Source organism: Roseomonas sp. TF40, from assembly GCF_057219975.1.
Genome location: NZ_JBXVVR010000004.1, coordinates 225,752 through 241,307, shown reverse-complemented (window position 1 = coordinate 241,307; position 15,556 = coordinate 225,752). Strand labels below are relative to the sequence as shown.

Annotated in this window: 13 protein-coding genes; 9 read left to right on the top strand and 4 right to left on the bottom strand. The window is 69.7% G+C overall.

The features are described from left to right. The first annotated feature begins 30 nt into the window (after nt 1-30). The 5 genes from trbL to AC2D9U_RS14325 are packed head-to-tail and all read left to right on the top strand — an operon-like array spanning nt 31 to nt 4,365. Complete coding sequence (gene trbL / locus AC2D9U_RS14345) at nt 31-1,293, top strand: P-type conjugative transfer protein TrbL (protein ID WP_484750077.1); 1,263 nt, start codon at nt 31-33, stop codon at nt 1,291-1,293. Next, a complete protein-coding gene (gene trbF / locus AC2D9U_RS14340; RefSeq protein WP_484750075.1) occupies nt 1,293-1,976 on the top strand; it encodes a conjugal transfer protein TrbF in 684 nt (227 codons plus the stop codon). The genes trbL and trbF overlap by 1 nt, the downstream gene beginning before the upstream one ends. Then, a complete protein-coding gene (gene trbG, locus AC2D9U_RS14335; protein ID WP_484750073.1) occupies nt 1,973-2,932 on the top strand; it encodes a P-type conjugative transfer protein TrbG in 960 nt (319 codons plus the stop codon). The genes trbF and trbG overlap by 4 nt, the downstream gene beginning before the upstream one ends. Further along, nucleotides 2,929-4,089: a TraB/TrbI/VirB10 family type IV secretion system protein gene (locus AC2D9U_RS14330; protein ID WP_484750071.1), complete on the top strand. Its 1,161-nt coding sequence runs from the start codon at nt 2,929-2,931 to the stop codon at nt 4,087-4,089. The genes trbG and AC2D9U_RS14330 overlap by 4 nt, the downstream gene beginning before the upstream one ends. Before the next feature lie 3 nt (nt 4,090-4,092). Beyond that, complete coding sequence (locus AC2D9U_RS14325) at nt 4,093-4,365, top strand: DUF2274 domain-containing protein (protein ID WP_484750070.1); 273 nt, start codon at nt 4,093-4,095, stop codon at nt 4,363-4,365. Here the strand turns inward: AC2D9U_RS14325 and AC2D9U_RS14320 are convergent. The 4 genes from AC2D9U_RS14320 to AC2D9U_RS14305 form a co-directional block, all read right to left on the bottom strand. Beyond that, entirely contained in the window at nt 4,329-5,225 is an 897-nt protein-coding gene (locus AC2D9U_RS14320) for a LysR family transcriptional regulator (RefSeq protein WP_484750068.1), read from the bottom strand. The two genes, AC2D9U_RS14325 and AC2D9U_RS14320, sit on opposite strands and share 37 nt — an antisense overlap. Before the next feature lie 322 nt (nt 5,226-5,547). After that, nucleotides 5,548-6,024 (bottom strand): Cu(I)-responsive transcriptional regulator, encoded by a 477-nt coding sequence (gene cueR / locus AC2D9U_RS14315; protein ID WP_484750066.1) that lies wholly within the window; start codon nt 6,022-6,024, stop codon nt 5,548-5,550. Then, nucleotides 6,024-8,564 carry a heavy metal translocating P-type ATPase gene (locus AC2D9U_RS14310; RefSeq protein ID WP_484750064.1) on the bottom strand — a complete coding sequence of 847 codons (2,541 nt, stop codon included), beginning with the start codon at nt 8,562-8,564 and terminating at the stop codon, nt 6,024-6,026. Before AC2D9U_RS14310 ends, cueR begins: the two co-directional genes overlap by 1 nt. A 16-nt stretch (nt 8,565-8,580) precedes the next feature. Beyond that, nucleotides 8,581-8,781, bottom strand: coding sequence for a heavy-metal-associated domain-containing protein (locus AC2D9U_RS14305; RefSeq protein ID WP_484750062.1), 201 nt, complete (start codon nt 8,779-8,781; stop codon nt 8,581-8,583). A 322-nt stretch (nt 8,782-9,103) separates the two neighbouring features. Between AC2D9U_RS14305 and AC2D9U_RS14300 the strand changes: the two genes are divergently transcribed. From AC2D9U_RS14300 to AC2D9U_RS14285, 4 genes are read left to right on the top strand one after another with little or no spacing between them, the layout of a single operon-like run. Next, on the top strand, nt 9,104-10,294 hold the full coding sequence (locus AC2D9U_RS14300) for a TolC family protein (RefSeq protein ID WP_484750060.1): 1,191 nt from the start codon (nt 9,104-9,106) through the stop codon (nt 10,292-10,294). Further along, complete coding sequence (locus AC2D9U_RS14295; protein ID WP_484750057.1) at nt 10,291-12,006, top strand: efflux RND transporter periplasmic adaptor subunit; 1,716 nt, start codon at nt 10,291-10,293, stop codon at nt 12,004-12,006. The genes AC2D9U_RS14300 and AC2D9U_RS14295 overlap by 4 nt, the downstream gene beginning before the upstream one ends. A 12-nt stretch (nt 12,007-12,018) precedes the next feature. Beyond that, nucleotides 12,019-15,132: an efflux RND transporter permease subunit gene (locus AC2D9U_RS14290; protein WP_484750055.1), complete on the top strand. Its 3,114-nt coding sequence runs from the start codon at nt 12,019-12,021 to the stop codon at nt 15,130-15,132. A gap of 21 nt (nt 15,133-15,153) precedes the next feature. Beyond that, nucleotides 15,154-15,540, top strand: coding sequence for a hypothetical protein (locus AC2D9U_RS14285; RefSeq protein ID WP_484750053.1), 387 nt, complete (start codon nt 15,154-15,156; stop codon nt 15,538-15,540). The last annotated feature ends 16 nt before the right edge of the window (nt 15,541-15,556 follow it).

The following is a 15,556-nucleotide window of genomic DNA, read 5'->3' as shown; positions in this document are numbered from 1 at the left end:
GCCGCATCTCCGCACATCTCGGGACGTGCCATGAACGGCACCGGCGTCATCGACCGCTTCCTCGACGTCTTCACCCGCTACATCGACAGCGGCTTCGGGCTGCTCGGCGGCGAGGTCGCCTTCCTCGCCGCGACGCTCATCGTCATCGACATCACGCTCGCCGCGCTCTTCTGGGCCTGGGGGGCCGACGACGACATCATCGCCCGGCTGATCAAGAAGACCCTCTTCGTGGGGGTCTTCGCCTGGATCATCGGCAACTGGAATTTCCTGGCCCAGGTCATCTTCGACAGCTTCGCCGGCCTCGGCCTGGTCGCCTCGGGCTCGACCATCACGGCGCAACAGCTGCTCCAGCCGGGCCGGGTCGCGCAGGTCGGCCTCGATGCCGGGCGACCGCTGCTCCAGGCCGTCTCCGGACTGATGGGCTACATCTCGTTCTTCACGAACTTCGTCCAGATCGCGATCCTGATGTTCGCCTGGGCGGTCGTGCTGCTGTCCTTCTTCATCCTCGCCATCCAGCTCTTCGTGACGCTGATCGAATTCAAGCTGACGACGTTGGCCGGCTTCGTGCTGGTACCCTTCGGACTGTTCGGCAAGACCGCCTTCCTCGCCGAGCGCGTGCTCGGCAACGTTGTCTCCTCCGGCGTGAAGGTGCTGGTGCTGGCCGTCATCATTGGCATCGGCTCGACGCTCTTCGCGCAGTTCACCGCGGGGTTCGGCGCCAACCAGCCGACCATCGACGAGGCGATGTCCATCGTGCTCGCGGCGCTGGCGCTGCTGGCGCTCGGGATCTTCGGGCCGGGCATCGCCAACGGGCTGATCTCCGGTGGGCCGCAGCTCGGCGCTGGCGCGGCGGTCGGCACAGGTCTCGCTGCGGGCGGGGCCATGGTCGCCGGCGCCGCAGCCGCGCGCACGGGTGCCGCGGCGGTCGGCGCGGCCGGCTCGGCCATCGGCGCCGGCGCGCGCGGCTCCGCCTACGCGCTCGGCGCTACCAGCACCGCGTATCGCAGCGGCGGCGCGTCTGGCGTGGCGATGGCCGCGGGCTCCGCCGCGGCCAGCCCGCTGCGCAGCGCGGCGGGCAGCCTTCGCGCGAGCCACGCCGCCGGCAGTGCGGCCGTCTCCGGCGGCGCCTCGCCACCGGCTGACCCGCCGCTCTCCTCCGGTGCCCCCGCCTGGGCCCGCCGCATGCGGCGCGGCCAGGCGCTGAGCCACGGCGTCACCACCCTCGGCCACGCCATCCGCTCCGGCGATGGCGGTGGCGCCGGCTCCTCCATTCGCCTTTCGGAGGATCGCTGATGTTCCGCCGTCCCTCCGTCCGCTACGGCCGCACGCCGGAGCCCGAGACGCCCTACCAGCGCGCTGCCCAGGCCTGGGACGAGCGCATCGGCTCCGCGCGCGTCCAGGCGCGCAACTGGCGGCTCATGGCGCTGGGCGAGCTTTTCCTCATCGCCGGCCTCGCCGGCGCCCTGGTCTGGCAGTCCGCCCGCGGCACCATCGTGCCCTGGGTCGTGCAGGTCGACCGGCTCGGCGAGGCGCAGGCGGTCGCCCCCGCCATCGCCAACTTCCGCCCGACCGACCCGCAGATCGCCTGGCACCTCGCGCGCTTCATCGAGCAGGTGCGCGGCATCGCCGCCGACCCGATCATCGTCCGCCAGAACTGGCTGCGCGCCTATGACTTCGCGACCGACCGCGGCGCGCTGGCGCTGAACGATTTCGCCCGCGCCAGCGATCCCTTCGGCCGCGTCGGCCGCCAGCAGGTCGCCGTCGAGGTTTCCAGCGTCATCCGCGCCTCGGAAGACAGCTTCCGCGTCGCCTGGATCGAACGGACCTACGAGAACGGTCAGCTCGCGCGTACCGAGCGCTGGACCGCGATCCTGACGATCGTCGTCCAGCCGGCGCGCGACGCCGAGCGCCTTCGCAAGAACCCCCTCGGCATCTTCGTCCACGCCATCAACTGGTCGCGGGAGCTCGGGCAATGAGGCACGCACACCCCACCGTGGCGCTCGTCCTGCTCGGCCTCGGGGCCTGCGCCTTCCGCCCTCCCGAGATCCGCTACGACGACGAGCCGATCCAGGCGACGCAGCTCCCCGAGCCGCCGCGCCCCGTCGAGATCGTGGAGGTGCCGACGCCACTGCCCCTGCCGGGCCAGCTTCAGCGCGTCCCGCCCTCGCGCCGCACGTCGGAGCCCCCCGATCCCACCGTGCGGGTCAACCAGGCCAATGCCGCTGCGCGCGTGCAGCCCGTCCGCGCGGGCTTCATCAACGCGGTGCAGGTCTACCCCTTCACGCCCGGCGCGCTCTATCAGGTCTATACCGCGCCAGGGCAGGTCACCGCCATCATGCTGCAGGAGGGCGAGACGCTGGTCGGCAACGGTCCCGTCGCCGCCGGCGACACCGTGCGATGGATCATCGGCGACACCGAGAGCGGCACCGGCCCCACGCGCCGCGTGCACATCATCGTCAAGCCGACGCGGCCCGACCTCACCACCAACCTCATCATCAACACCGACCGCCGCACCTACCTGCTGGAACTGCGCTCGACCGAACAGACGTACATGGCGTCCGTCTCCTGGCAGTATCCTCAGGATGCGCTGATTGCACTGCGCCGGCAGAACGCGGCGGCACTCGTCGAGCAGGGGCTGGATCTCGCGCGGCTGCGCTTCCGCTATGACATCGAGGGCGACAGCCCGGCCTGGCGGCCGCTGCGCGCCTTCGACGACGGGCGGCAGGTCTTCATCGAGTTCCCGCGCGGCATCGGCCAGGGCGAGATGCCGCCGCTCTTCGTGATCGGGCCGGAGGGCGAGGGGCAGCTCGTCAACTACCGCGTCCGCCAGAATTTTGTGATCGTCGACCGGCTCTTTGCTGCGGCCGAACTGCGCCTTGGCGACCGGCAGCAGCGCGTGCGCATCGTGCGCACCGATGGCCGGGCGCGATGAGCGGGACGGCGCCGGAACGGGGCGGGAGCGAGCGCGACATCGCCGCGGCGCTGCGCCTGCGCCCCGATCCGCCGCGGGTGGTGCGACTCTCCCGTCGGGTGCTGATCGGGCTCGGCGTCGTGGCTGGGCTCGGCATCGGGGCGGCGCTGATCCTGGCCCTCCAGGGCCGGAGCGGCGGCGAGGGGCCGCGCGAACTCTACAGCACCGATCGGAACCCGCAGGCCGATGGCCTCGCCACGCTGCCGCGTGACTATGCTGGCATACCGCAGCTGGGACCGCCGCTACCGGGCGATCTTGGCCGGCCGATCGTACGAGCACAGGAGCGTGGACAGCCGGTGGTGGCGCCGGCCACGCCCACGACCGCCGATCCCGCAGAGCAGCGGCGGATGCAGGAGATCGAGGCGGCCCGCACCAGCCGGCTCTTCGTGCAGGTCGAGGCACGCGGCGAGCCGCGCGGTGCTGCCCCCGCCGGATCGCTGGCAGCGGATCCGGGCGCGATGCCGATCGGTCCCGATGCAACCGACCGGCGGCTCGCCTTCCTGGGTGGCCCGGCAGACCGCCGCACGACCTCGCCGGATCGGCTCCAGGCGCCCGCCAGCCCCTTCGTCATCCAGGCCGGCAGTGTCATCCCCGCGGCGTTGCTGACCGGCCTCCGCTCCGACCTGCCGGGGCAGATCACGGCACAGGTCACGGCGAACGTCTTCGACAGCCCGACGGGGCGGCACCTGCTCATCCCGCAGGGCGCGCGCCTGATCGGCGCCTACGACAGCCGCATCAGCTTTGGGCAGCGGCGCATCCTGCTTGTCTGGACCCGGCTCATCCTGCCCAATGGCCGATCCATCGTGCTGGAACGCATGCCGGGCGCGGACGAGGCGGGCTATGCCGGGCTGGAGGACGGCGTGAACTACCACTGGGGGCGGCTCTTCCTCGCCGCGGGTCTCGCGACGCTGCTGAACCTCGGCCTGGAACTCGGCCGCGACGACGAAAGCGACATCGCCCGCGCCATCCGAGAAAGCGGCCCGGACACCGTCGGCCGCGCCGGCGAGGAGATCGTCCGCCGGCAGCTTTCCGTCCCACCGACGCTGACCGTGCGCCCCGGCTTTCCGGTGCGCGTCATCGTCCACCACGACCTCGTGCTCGAGCCCTACGGAGGCTGACCCATGCCGAAGCTGAAGCTCGGTCCGATCCTTGATGACCGTCCGGTGAAGCTCACCGTGGAACTGCCGGCGGAGCTGCACCGCGACCTGGTCGCCTACGCGGAGGCGCTCTCACGCGAGACGGGGCAGCAGGTCGAGCCCACGAAGCTCGTCGCGCCGATGTTGGCGCGGTTCCTCGCGAGCGACCGGGGCTTTCGCTCGGCACGCCGGCCCGCGCCTCGATCGCGCGCGCGAAATTCTCACCCAGCGCCGCCGCCGCGTGAACCCGCCGCCTGACGCGCACGCAGCTGCGCCAGGAACCTTCGCAGGGCCGGGTTGTCGCGCTTGGGGTCCCAGTACGCCGCAGCCTCCACCATCGTCGGACCGGTCTCATTGCCGACGGGCCGAAATACGACGCCTGGATAGGACGCACCTGAGGCAGACTCCGCGAGCACGGCGATGCCGAACCCGGCGCCGACCAAGTTGAACATGCCCTCCCGACTGACATGATGCGCTGCGAAGCGAGCTGTCGCCCCAGGCGGAAGCAGTCCCTGAACCGTGACGCGGGCCTCCGGTCCTGAACCGCGTGACGTGACGATGAATGTTTCGTCCACCAAGTCCCGCCATTGCACGAAGTCGGCGTCCGCGAGGGGATGGCGTTCTGGCAAGGCGACCATGCCGGCCTCTTGCCAAAGCGCCAAGCGGTCAAGCGCCGACTCATCCATCGGCCCTAGCAACAGTGCGAGATCCACCTCGCCGCCGCGCAGTGTCAACAGGAGCTCATCGCGGCTTCCTTCGCGAAGCCAGATCTCGATGCCCTGGTTCTGCTCCACGAACCGCATCAACTCCTCTCGGAACTGTCCCATTGAAGCCGAGAAATATGTGCCGATCACCAGTCGGCCCGTCGCAGCCGATCCAGCCTCCCGCGCACGCAATACGGCAGATTGCAATCCGCCGAGTACGCGGGTTGCCTCAGCAAGAAACTCGTCGCCGGCGGCCGTCAGCTTCATTCCTGACGGGCGCCGCTCGAAAAGCGACACCCCGAGCCCGTCCTCAAGTGCCCGAATGCTGCGACTGACGGCCGAAACAGTTCTGCCCGCCTCGCGTGCCGCCAAACGGATGCTCCCGGTGCGTGCGACCAAAATCGCCAGCGACATTCCACGCAGGTCGATTTCGCCCCGAAGTGGTTCGCCTCGTTTCGGCCGCTGTAGCCGTCGCGGCACCTGGCCCAGCCTCCAATGCCGGCCGACCCCGATCCCGGTCGTGCGCGAGCCTTGGAGCGCGCTCCAGGCGCGCAGGACCGGCCCTCTCTTCTACGATGACGGGAGCATGCCGAACTCAATTGCCCGCGTGCAATGACAAACGAGATGACATAGCCGTGCCCGAGATCATCCGCTCTCGGCCCGCTGCTGCGGTACTCGCCGCAGCGCTGGAACCCTGTCCGCTATTTCAACTTCGGAAAAAACACCGCCGACATCTTCACCCGCGCGTTTCAGCGCCGATCCCTCTGTGACGTAGCCCTTCTCTACGCCGTTCTGCGCGCCTCGCCGAGGGCGCCGCTGGCGGGTCTTGTTCGGAAAGACCCTCCAGGATCGGACACTCGGGCCGGCCATCTCCATGGCAGGCATTCGCGAGATGTCGCAGTGTGTCGCCGACCGCCTGCAGCGACCGGGCTTTCTGTTCGATCGTCGCGAGATGGACGAGGGCCAAGTTCTTCACTTCCGCGCTGCTTCGTTCCTTGTCTTGCCAAAGTCCGAGCAATTCCTCGATCTCGGCGAGCGGGAAGCCAAGATCACGAGCGTTGCGGATGAAACGCAGCGCGTGCACGTCCTCGGGCCGATAGATGCGGTATCCGCTCTCGGTCCGCGTCGCCGCCGGCAGCAGGCCGATCGCCTCGTAGTGGCGGATCATCTTCACCGAGACGCCCGAGGCCTTCGCCGCATCGCCAATGTTCATCACCGTCCCTCCCGCCTGGTGGCCGCGGCGGGTTGGAACCGCCGCAGCCGGAGTGCATTCGCCAGCACGAAGACGCTGCTGAGCCCCATCGCCCCCGCCGCCAGCATGGGCGAGAGCAGCGTGCCGCCGAAGGGCCAGAGTATGCCCGCGGCGACCGGGATCAGGGCAACGTTGTAGGCGAAGGCCCAGAACAGGTTCTGCCGGATGTTGGCCATCGTCGCCCGGCTGATCCCGAAGGCCGTCGCCACCGCGCCGAGGTCGCCCGACATCAGCACGACATCGGCGCTCTCGATCGCGATGTCCGTGCCAGTGCCGACCGCGAGGCCGACATCGGCGGCGGCGAGCGCCGGCGCGTCGTTGATGCCGTCACCCACGAAGGCGACCTTCCGCCCGCCCGCGCGCAGGCCCTCGACGGCGGCGACCTTGCCGTCCGGCAGCACCTCGGCGACCACCTCCTCGATGCCCAGGCTGCGGGCGATCGCTTCCGCTGTGCGCCGGTTGTCGCCGGTCACCATAGCGATGCGCAGACCCTGTGCCCTGAGCGCGGCGAGGGCTGCCGGCGTGCCCGGCTTGACCGGATCGGCAACCGCCAGCGCGGCAACGAGCCGCCCATCCACCGCGGCATAGAGCGGCGTGCAGCCCCGGTCGGCGAGCGCGGCCGCCGTGGCGGCGAAGGGCACGACATCGAGACCGAGCCGCGCCATGTAGCGGTCGGCGCCGACGGAGACGCGCTGCCCATCCACGAGCGCCGTGGCGCCGAAGCCGGGCACGGCCTCGAAGGCAGCCGCCTCGGCCAGGATCAGGCCACGCGTCCGTGCCGCGGCGACGATCGCCTGGGCGACGGGGTGCTCGGACTTCGCCTCGACCGCGGCGACCAGCGCCAGGACCGCTTCCTCCTGTTCGCCCGGCACGACCGCGAGGTTGGTCAGGGTCGGACGGCCCTCCGTCAGCGTGCCGGTCTTGTCGAGCGCGACCACCTCGACGTCCCGCAGGGCCTGCAGCGCCTCGCCCTTGCGGAACAGCACGCCGAGTTCGGCCGCCCGGCCGGTGCCGACCATGATCGAAGTCGGCGTCGCCAGGCCCATGGCGCAGGGGCAGGCGATGATCAGCACCGCGACCGCGTTGACCAGCGCGAAGGCGAGCGCGGGATCCGGCCCGAACACCAGCCACACGCCGAAGGTCAGCGCCGCGATGGCGAGCACCGCCGGGACGAACCACATCGTCACCTGGTCCACCAGCGCCTGGATCGGCAGCTTCGATCCCTGTGCCTGCTCGACCATGCGCACGATCTGGGAGAGCACCGTCTCCCCGCCAACCGCAGTCGCGCGGAAGCGGAAGGCACCGGTGCCGTTCACCGTGCCGCCCGTTACCTGCGCGCCGTTGGTCTTCTCCACCGGCAAGGGCTCGCCGGTGATCATCGCCTCGTCCACGAAGGAGGCGCCCTCGGTCACCTCGCCATCGGCGGGGATGCGCTCGCCGGGCCGGACCAGCACGATGTCGCCAGCGACGAGTTGCGCGGCCGGGATCTCCTGCTCCTGCCCGTCGCGCAGCACGCGCGCGGTCGGCGGCTGCAGGCCCATCAGCCGCCTGATGGCCTCCGAGGTACGACCCTTGCTCCGTGCCTCGAGCCAGCGGCCGAGCAGGATCAGCGTGACGATCACCGCCGCCGCCTCGAAGAAGACGTGGCGCGCGCCCTCGGGCAGCAGGGCGGGGGCGAAGGTCGCGACGGTCGAATAGGCGAAGGCGGCGCCCGTGCCAATCGCGACCAGCGAGTTCATGTCCGGCGCGCTGCGCAGCAGCGCCTGCCAGCCCTTGGTCTGGAAACGCAGGCCGGGGACGAACATCACCAGCGCGGCCAGCACGAACTGGATCTTCCAACTCATGGCGAAGCCGATGCTGTCGCGGATGGCATGGTGCAGCGCCATCGACAGATGCGCGCCCATCTCCAGCACCACCAGTGGCAGGGTCAGTAGCGCGGCAAGGCCGAGGCTGCGCGCCAGGCCGCGGATCTCGGCCGCGCGGGCGGCGCGCTCGCGGTCGCCGCGGTCGGCCGGGGCCTCCGCGCTGATGCGCTCGGCGCCGTAGCCGGCGGCCAGCACCGCCGCGATCAGCGCCGCGGCATCGACGGAGGGCAGGTGCGCGACGCGCGCGCGGTTGGTCGCGAGGTTCACCGCGGCATCGGTCACGCCGGGCACGGCACGGAGCGCGCGCTCGACGCGCCCGACGCAGGAGGCGCAGGTCATGCCCTCGATCGCGAGGTCGGTCGCCTCGGTGCCGACGCCGTAGCCGGCGTGGTTCACCGCGGCGATCACAGCCGGCAGGTCCGGCGCGCCGTCGAAGCGGATCTCGGCGCGCTCGGTCGCGAGGTTCACCGCGGCGGCGGCGACGCCGGGCACAGCCTTGAGCGCGCGCTCGACGCGGCCGACGCAGGAGGCACAGGTCATGCCCTCGATCGGGACCGAGAGCGTGGCGTCCGGCGCAGCGGGGATGGAGGCCGCGAGCGTTGGCATCCATTCCTTGAGGTTGGTGTCGGGGGCCATCGCGCGTGCTCCTGCCTCAGGCCTTGGCGATGTTCGCGTAGCCGGCGGCGGCGATGGCGGCCGAGAGGCTCGCCGTGCTCGCGGTGCTGGTCACGCTGATGCTGTGCGCAGTGAGGTCCGCCTGCACCTGCGCCTTCGCGTCGATCGCCTGCACGGCCTGCGTGATCGTCTTCACGCAGTGGCCGCAGGTCATGTCCGGAATGTCGAAGTGCTGCATCTCTGTCTCCTGTCGCAGCGTTGCGGGAGACGCTTCAGTCACCCCTCCAACGTTGGGAGGGTCAAGCGAATTCTCAACCTGGATGCCCGCGCGAGCGATCCAAGGCAGGTCAACGGCGATGATTTGATCGGCCCGCCGCATGGGTTTGCCGCCGCAAAAGCCACGGATCGTCACGCATTGCCACAAGGAGCTCGCGTCGCTTTCCCGTGCCGCCGTCAGCGGCCAAGCCGCCCGCTGCAATGTTTTGTCATGATCCGGAAAAGACCCGTTCGCGTCCGATGGTCATACCCAAGCGGTCAGGGGCGATGCGGAAGGGGTTCCAGTGCTGATCCGGTTGGTATTGATCGCCATCCTGGCGGGCGGCGTCGCATCGGCACATGCCGGCCCCCTGCGAGACGCCTTCGAGGCGGCTGCTGCGCTGAGTCCCGAATTGCGGACACTCGAGGCACAGCGTGCGGCCATAGACGCGCGGCTTCGCGGCGCCAACGCCCTGACACCAGGCGCCCCCAGCGTCGGGCTTGGCTACACAACCGATCGCTTCACCCAGAACCGTGGGTTCCGCGAGGCAGAGGTCGAGGTCGGGGTCCCCGTTTGGCTGCCAGGGCAGTCGCGCGCCCAGCGCGGTCTCGCCGACGCCGAAGGCACACGTCTCGCGGCGCAGATCGCGGCGCGGCGCCTCATCGTGGCTGCCGAGGTGCGTGACGCATACTGGGCCTGGGCCGCGGCGGACGCCGCCCTTGCGGCAGCCCGCGCACGAACGTCGAGCACCGCGGCGTTGACGCGCGATGTCGCGCGCCAGGCGCGGGCAGGTCAGGTGTCGCGAGCAGAGGAGCTGCTCGCGACCGCGGATGCGCGGGAGAGCGAAGGCGCTCTCCGCGAAGCGGAGGCTGCCGCTCGGGACGCTCAACTCGCGTTTCGCGCTCTGACCGGCCGGAACCCCGCGCCCGGATGGCAAGAAACTCTGCGGGACGGCGCCGCGCCCAGCGAGCATCCGCGTGTCGTCGCGGCCCGGCTCGGCCTGGATGTCGCGCGTGCCGGCATCCGGATCGCTGAGGTCGAGGACCGGGAGAGCCCAGAGATCGCAGCCTTCATGCGTCAGGAGCGCGACGACCGCGACTCCGGGTGGGATACCCGCTTCGGAGTGCGTGTTCGGATCCCGCTGGCGCATCCGCCGCGAAATGCGGAGCGACGCGCGACGGCACAGGGGGAACTCACGACCGCAACGGCCGAAGCCGGGGCTGCCGAACGCCTCGTGGCAGCAGAGCGTGATCGGGCGCGGGCGGCGCTTGCGGACGCGCGGGCAGGCGCCCGCCTCGCTGACCAGCGCCATGCGGCACTTGCCGAGGCCGCTTCCCTTGGGGAGCGCGCCTTTCGCGAAGGTCAGGCGACCCTCGCGGAGACGCTGCGGGTACGTACCATCGTCACCGCAGCGGACGCCGAACGTCGGCGTGCGCAGGTGGCGCTCCGCCAGGCCATTTCCCGCTACAACCAAGCGATCGGGGTCGAACCGTGAAGCAGCCCGCGTCCAAGATCCGTCGCCTCGTCCTCGCCGCCGCATTCGGCTTGCTCGCTGCCGCGCCGGGAGCGCTTGCCCATCCCGGCCACGGGGATGAAGCGCCGCCGCCTGCAAATGCGGCGCCGCGCGGCATTGCGCATTCGGACATCTTCGACGTCGTTGGCGTGCTTGGCCCCGATGCGCGGCTTTGGCTTTATCTCGACCGTTACCCGTCCGCCGAGCCCGTCGACAACGCAGAGATCACGGCAACCCTCGACGGGCAGGCCGTGCCTGTCACCCGGAACGCCGAGGCGACCTACGTCATTTCCCATCCCCTTCTCGGGCAGGCCGGTCCGCGCAGCCTGATCCTGACCGTTACGGCCGGGTCAGACATGGACCTGCTGCCGCTGGACATCGAGGTCACGGCCGCTGCGGCCGCTTCAGTCGCAACATCGGGTTGGCGCGAAACGGCCATGCGTGCCGCCGTCGAGCCGGTGATCTGGGCAGCCGGCCTGGCGCTGCTGCTGCTGGGCGTCCTGATCGGGCGGGTTGCGGCGCCGCGCAACCTCCCGCCCCTGGTCGCGGCGGATGCGATCCCCGTGAAGTCGCCAGCCGAGGCCCCGTCCGAGCCTTCGCACAAGGCGTCCGCCGGGCGGGTGCCGGCGCGCGCGGCAGCCGCGCCAATGGCCGTGGTTCTCGCACTGATGGCACTTCCCGCTGCTGCGCAGCCGATGGACCAGCCGCGCCGCCAGCCGGATGGCAGCGTCTTCGTGCCGAAGCCGACCCAGCGGCTGCTTGGCGTGCGCGCCGCCATCGCGGATCGCGCGGACGCCCCTGTCGCGCTCCAGCTGGTGGGACAGGTCATCGCCGACCCGAACGCGTCGGGTCGCGTGCAGGCGCCGCAGGCCGGCCGCGTGGAAGCACCGCCGTCTGGCTTTCCGACCCTCGGGAGCCGCGTTGAACGCGGCCAGACGCTGGCGTATGTGGTGCCGGTCCTCGGCGCGCAGGAACGCAGCGGCGTGCAGGCAACACTCGCCGAACTGGACTCGCAGATCGGCATCGCGCAGCAGCGCACGCAGCGACTCGCGGGCCTCGCCGGCAGCGTTTCGGCGCGGGAGATCGGGGAAGCCCGAGCGGAGCTGGAGGGCTTGCGTGCCCGTCGCGCGGCAGTAGCCGAGGGGCTGAATGGCAGGCTGGCCGTCCAGGCCACCGCATCGGGCTTCATCAGCGTGGTTGCGGCTGTCGGGGGCCAGATCGTGGATGCGCGCGAGCCGCTCTTTGAGATCGTCGAACCGACGCGGCTCTGGGTCGAAGCGGTCGCCTATGATGGCGGGATGGTCGCGGAGATCAGCGGGGCGAGGGCGGCGACCTCGGCAGGGACGAGCCTGGAGCTGGCGTTCCTTGGGCGGGGTCTCGCCCTCCGCCAGCAGGCGGTTCCGCTGCAGTTCCGCATCCTCGACGCGCCGCCCGGCCTGTCGGTCGGAACGCCCGTGACCGTCACCGTGCAGACGAACCGACGCGCGGCAGGCATCGTGCTGCCCGGCGAAGCCGTGATCCGCAGCGCGGAGGGGCCGCCCATCGTCTTCGAGATGACGACGGCCGAGCGCTTCGTGCCACGACCCGTGCGCGTGCAGCCGCTTGACGGGCGCAACGTCCTCGTCGTCGCTGGCCTCGAGCCCGGCAAGCGCGTCGTCACCGAGGCCGCCAGCCTCATCGCACAGATCCGCTGAGGGCCGCCGCGGATGTTCAACTTCCTTGTCTCCACAAGCCTGCGGAACCGGCTGTTCGTGCTCGCCGCGGCTGCGATCCTCGTCGTCTATGGATCGCTCACGTTGCGTCAACTGCCCGTGGATGTGTTTCCCGACCTCAACAAGCCGGTCGTCACGCTGCTGACCGAGGCCGAGGGCCTCGCGCCGGAGGAGGTCGAACTGCTGGTCTCGTTCCCGATCGAGACCGCGCTGAACGGCATGCCTGGCGTGACACGGGTTCGGTCGGTCTCGGGGGTCGGCCTGTCGATCGTCTTCGTGGAATTCGATTGGGGTACGGACATCTGGATCAATCGCCAGCAGGTCGGTGAACGGCTGTCGCTCGTACGCTCGCAGTTGCCGCCGAATGTCGTGCCGCAGATGGCACCCGTTTCCTCGATCATGGGCGAGATCATGCTCGTGGCGATGTCGACCGACGGCCGCGCGAGCCCAATGCAGCTGCGCGAACTCGCCGATTGGGTCGTAAGACCGCGGCTGCTGACCATCCCAGGCGTCAGCCAGGTGATCCCGATCGGCGGCGAGGTGAAGCAGTATCGCGTCACGCCGGACGTGGCGCGGATGCATGCGCTCGACATCACGCATGAGCAGATCGTCACGGCCTTGCGGCAGTTCGGCGCGAACAGCGGCGGTGGCTACGTGGATCAGGCCGGACGTGAATACCTGATCCGTAACATCGGGCGCACGACGCGGCTGGAGGATCTCGCCAACGCCCCGATCACGCTGCGCAACGGCCAGCCCATCCTGCTGCGCCAGGTCGCCGAGGTCGATTTTGCGGCACGCCTGCGGCGCGGCGAGGCCGGAAGCATGGGCAGGCCGGCGGTCATCCTGTCCATCCAGAAGCAACCCAATGCCGACACGGTTGTCGTCACCCGCGCGGTGGAGGAAGCGCTACGCGATCTGCAGCGGGTCATGCCGGCCGGAGTGACGGCGGACAATGTGCAGTTCCGCCAGGCCGACTTCATCCAGGCGTCGATCGGCAACGTCCAGACCGTGCTTCTGGAGGCTGTCGCGGTCGTCGCAGTCGTGCTGTTCCTGTTCCTGCTGAACGTGCGGACCACCTTCATCTCGCTGACGGCAATCCCCTTGTCGGTGCTCATCACCGTGGTGGTGTTCCATCTGCTGGGCCTGTCAATCAACACCATGACCCTGGGCGGGCTTGCGATCGCGATCGGCGAGCTGGTGGACGACGCCGTCGTCGATGTCGAGAACGTCTTCCGGCGCCTCCGCGAGAACCGGGAGAAAGGCAATCCACTGCCGGTCTTCACGGTCGTTGCGAAGGCCAGCCAGGAGGTCCGGTCCGGCATCGTCTATGCGACCATGATCGTCATCCTGGTCTTCGTGCCGCTGTTCGCGCTGTCCGGCATCGAGGGGCGGCTCTTCGCCCCGCTTGGTGTTGCCTACATAGTGTCCATCATGGCGTCGCTGATCGTGTCGATCACCGTCACGCCAGTGCTCTGCTACTACCTGCTGCCGCGAATGAAGCGGATGGACCACGGCGACGGCTGGATGGTGCGCAAGCTGAAGGCTGGCAACCAGCGTGCGCTGCTGTGGGCCTTCCGGCGGGAGCGCCTGATGTATGTCCTGGCCGGCGGTGCCGTTGCCATTGCCGTCTCGACGCTGCCCTTCCTGCCGCGCGCATTCCTCCCGCCCTTCAACGAAGGCACGCTGACCATCAGTCTGCAGTTCCAGCCAGGCATCAGCCTGGCCGAGGCGAACCGCCTGGGTACCGCCGCGGAGCGATTGATCATGCAGGTGCCCGAGGTGCGCTCGGTCGGCCGGCGGACGGGCCGGGCGGAGCTCGACGAACATGCCGAGGGCGTCCACTCCTCGGAGATCGACGTCACGCTGCATCCTTCCAGCCGCGGCAAGCAGGAGATCGCCGCCGACATCCGCGCCCGCCTTGGGATCATTCCAGGAAGCCTCAATATCGGCCAGCCGATCGGTCACCGGCTCGACCACATGCTGTCGGGCGTGCGGGCCGAGATCGCCCTCAAGATCTATGGCGATGATCTCGATACGCTGCGTACGATCGCAGATCAAATGCAGCAGCGCCTTGGAACGGTGGCCGGCCTGCGGGACCTCCAGATCGAGCGCCAGGTGCGCGTGCCGCAGCTGCAGGTGACCGTCAATCACGAACGCGCGGCGCTGCACGGCGTCTCGGCAGCAACCATCGGTCAGGCCGTCCAAGACATGTCCGGGGGCCAGGTCGTCAGCGAGGTGGTCGACGGTGCGCGCCGCTTCGATCTCGTGATGCGCCTCGCCGACCAAGACCGCACGGGCAGCGGGCTGTCGTCGCTGATGATCGAGACCCCGGGCGGGCGCGTTCCCCTTTCTTTGCTCGCCGAGGTCCGCGACACAGACGGCCCGAATCAGATCCTGCGCGAGAATGGACGGCGTCGCATCGTGGTCCTGGCCAATACGGACGGCAGCGACACGGCCGCGATCGTTCAACGCATCCGGTCAGAGATGGCGAATGCACCCCTTCCGCCGGGATATTTCTTCGCGCTGGAGGGCACCTTCCAGGCGCAGGAAGAGGCCTCCCGATTGATCGCCCTGCTGTCGCTCGTCTCGCTGACACTGATCTTCATGGTGCTGTACAGCCGCTACAAATCAGCAGTCCTGGCCCTGATCATCATGGGGAATGTTCCGCTGGCACTGGTGGGCGCGATCGCCGCGCTGTGGATCGCGGGGCAGCCGCTGTCCGTCGCCTCCATGATCGGCTTCATCACCCTTGCCGGTATCGCGACCCGGAATGGTATCCTGAAGGTGAGCCATTATCTGAACCTCGCCCTGCTCGAGGGAGAACCCTGGGGTCTTGGGCTTGTCGTGCGCGGCAGCCTCGAACGCCTGACGCCAGTGCTCATGACAGCCCTCTCGGCCGGCTTCGCTCTCATTCCGCTGATGATCGGCGCAAGCGAACCCGGCAAGGAGATCCTCCACCCCGTCGCGGTCACCATCTTCGGCGGGCTGATCACGGCTACCTTGCTCGACACCTTCCTCACGCCGCTGCTGTTTCATCGCTTCGGGCGGCCCGCGCTTGTGAGCCTGATGGACCGCCAGCAGGAAATGAAGGTCGCCGAGGCCTATTGAATGGACGAAAGGACGCCACGCATGAACCGACGTATCTTCATTGCCGCAGCCGCGCTTCTGCCCATCGCAGCGCCGCGGGCACGTGCCAGCATCACGCGCGGCCCCAATGGTGGGCAGCGGATCGACCTTGCCGGCGGCCATGCCGAGCTTGTCGCCGAGGGCAACGAACTCCGCCTCTACCTGAGCGACAACGCGTATCGTCCGCGCTCAGCCGAGGGCGCCAGCGGCCAGGCGGTTGTGCTGGCCGGCGGACGGCAGACCACCGTCGCTCTGGCACCGGCGGGCACCGACATGCTGCGCGGACAGGGCGATTTCGCCGCGGCACCCGGCATGCGGGTCGTGGTCACCCTGACCATGCCGGGCCAGCGCCCCGCACAAGGGCGCTTCACGCCGCGCGATCAGGGGTGAGTGGGAGGAGGAGCGA

What these genes read in the sequence shown, in the direction of transcription:
- trbL (WP_484750077.1), top strand. Translation starts at nt 31, where the DNA reads ATGAACGGCACCGGCGTCATCGACCGCTTCCTCGACGTCTTCACCCGC.
- trbF (WP_484750075.1), top strand. Translation starts at nt 1,293, where the DNA reads ATGTTCCGCCGTCCCTCCGTCCGCTACGGCCGCACGCCGGAGCCCGAG.
- trbG (WP_484750073.1), top strand. Translation starts at nt 1,973, where the DNA reads ATGAGGCACGCACACCCCACCGTGGCGCTCGTCCTGCTCGGCCTCGGG.
- AC2D9U_RS14330 (WP_484750071.1), top strand. Translation starts at nt 2,929, where the DNA reads ATGAGCGGGACGGCGCCGGAACGGGGCGGGAGCGAGCGCGACATCGCC.
- AC2D9U_RS14325 (WP_484750070.1), top strand. Translation starts at nt 4,093, where the DNA reads ATGCCGAAGCTGAAGCTCGGTCCGATCCTTGATGACCGTCCGGTGAAG.
- AC2D9U_RS14320 (WP_484750068.1), bottom strand. Translation starts at nt 5,225, where the DNA reads ATGTCGCTGGCGATTTTGGTCGCACGCACCGGGAGCATCCGTTTGGCG.
- cueR (WP_484750066.1), bottom strand. Translation starts at nt 6,024, where the DNA reads ATGAACATTGGCGATGCGGCGAAGGCCTCGGGCGTCTCGGTGAAGATG.
- AC2D9U_RS14310 (WP_484750064.1), bottom strand. Translation starts at nt 8,564, where the DNA reads ATGGCCCCCGACACCAACCTCAAGGAATGGATGCCAACGCTCGCGGCC.
- AC2D9U_RS14305 (WP_484750062.1), bottom strand. Translation starts at nt 8,781, where the DNA reads ATGCAGCACTTCGACATTCCGGACATGACCTGCGGCCACTGCGTGAAG.
- AC2D9U_RS14290 (WP_484750055.1), top strand. Translation starts at nt 12,019, where the DNA reads ATGTTCAACTTCCTTGTCTCCACAAGCCTGCGGAACCGGCTGTTCGTG.
- AC2D9U_RS14285 (WP_484750053.1), top strand. Translation starts at nt 15,154, where the DNA reads ATGAACCGACGTATCTTCATTGCCGCAGCCGCGCTTCTGCCCATCGCA.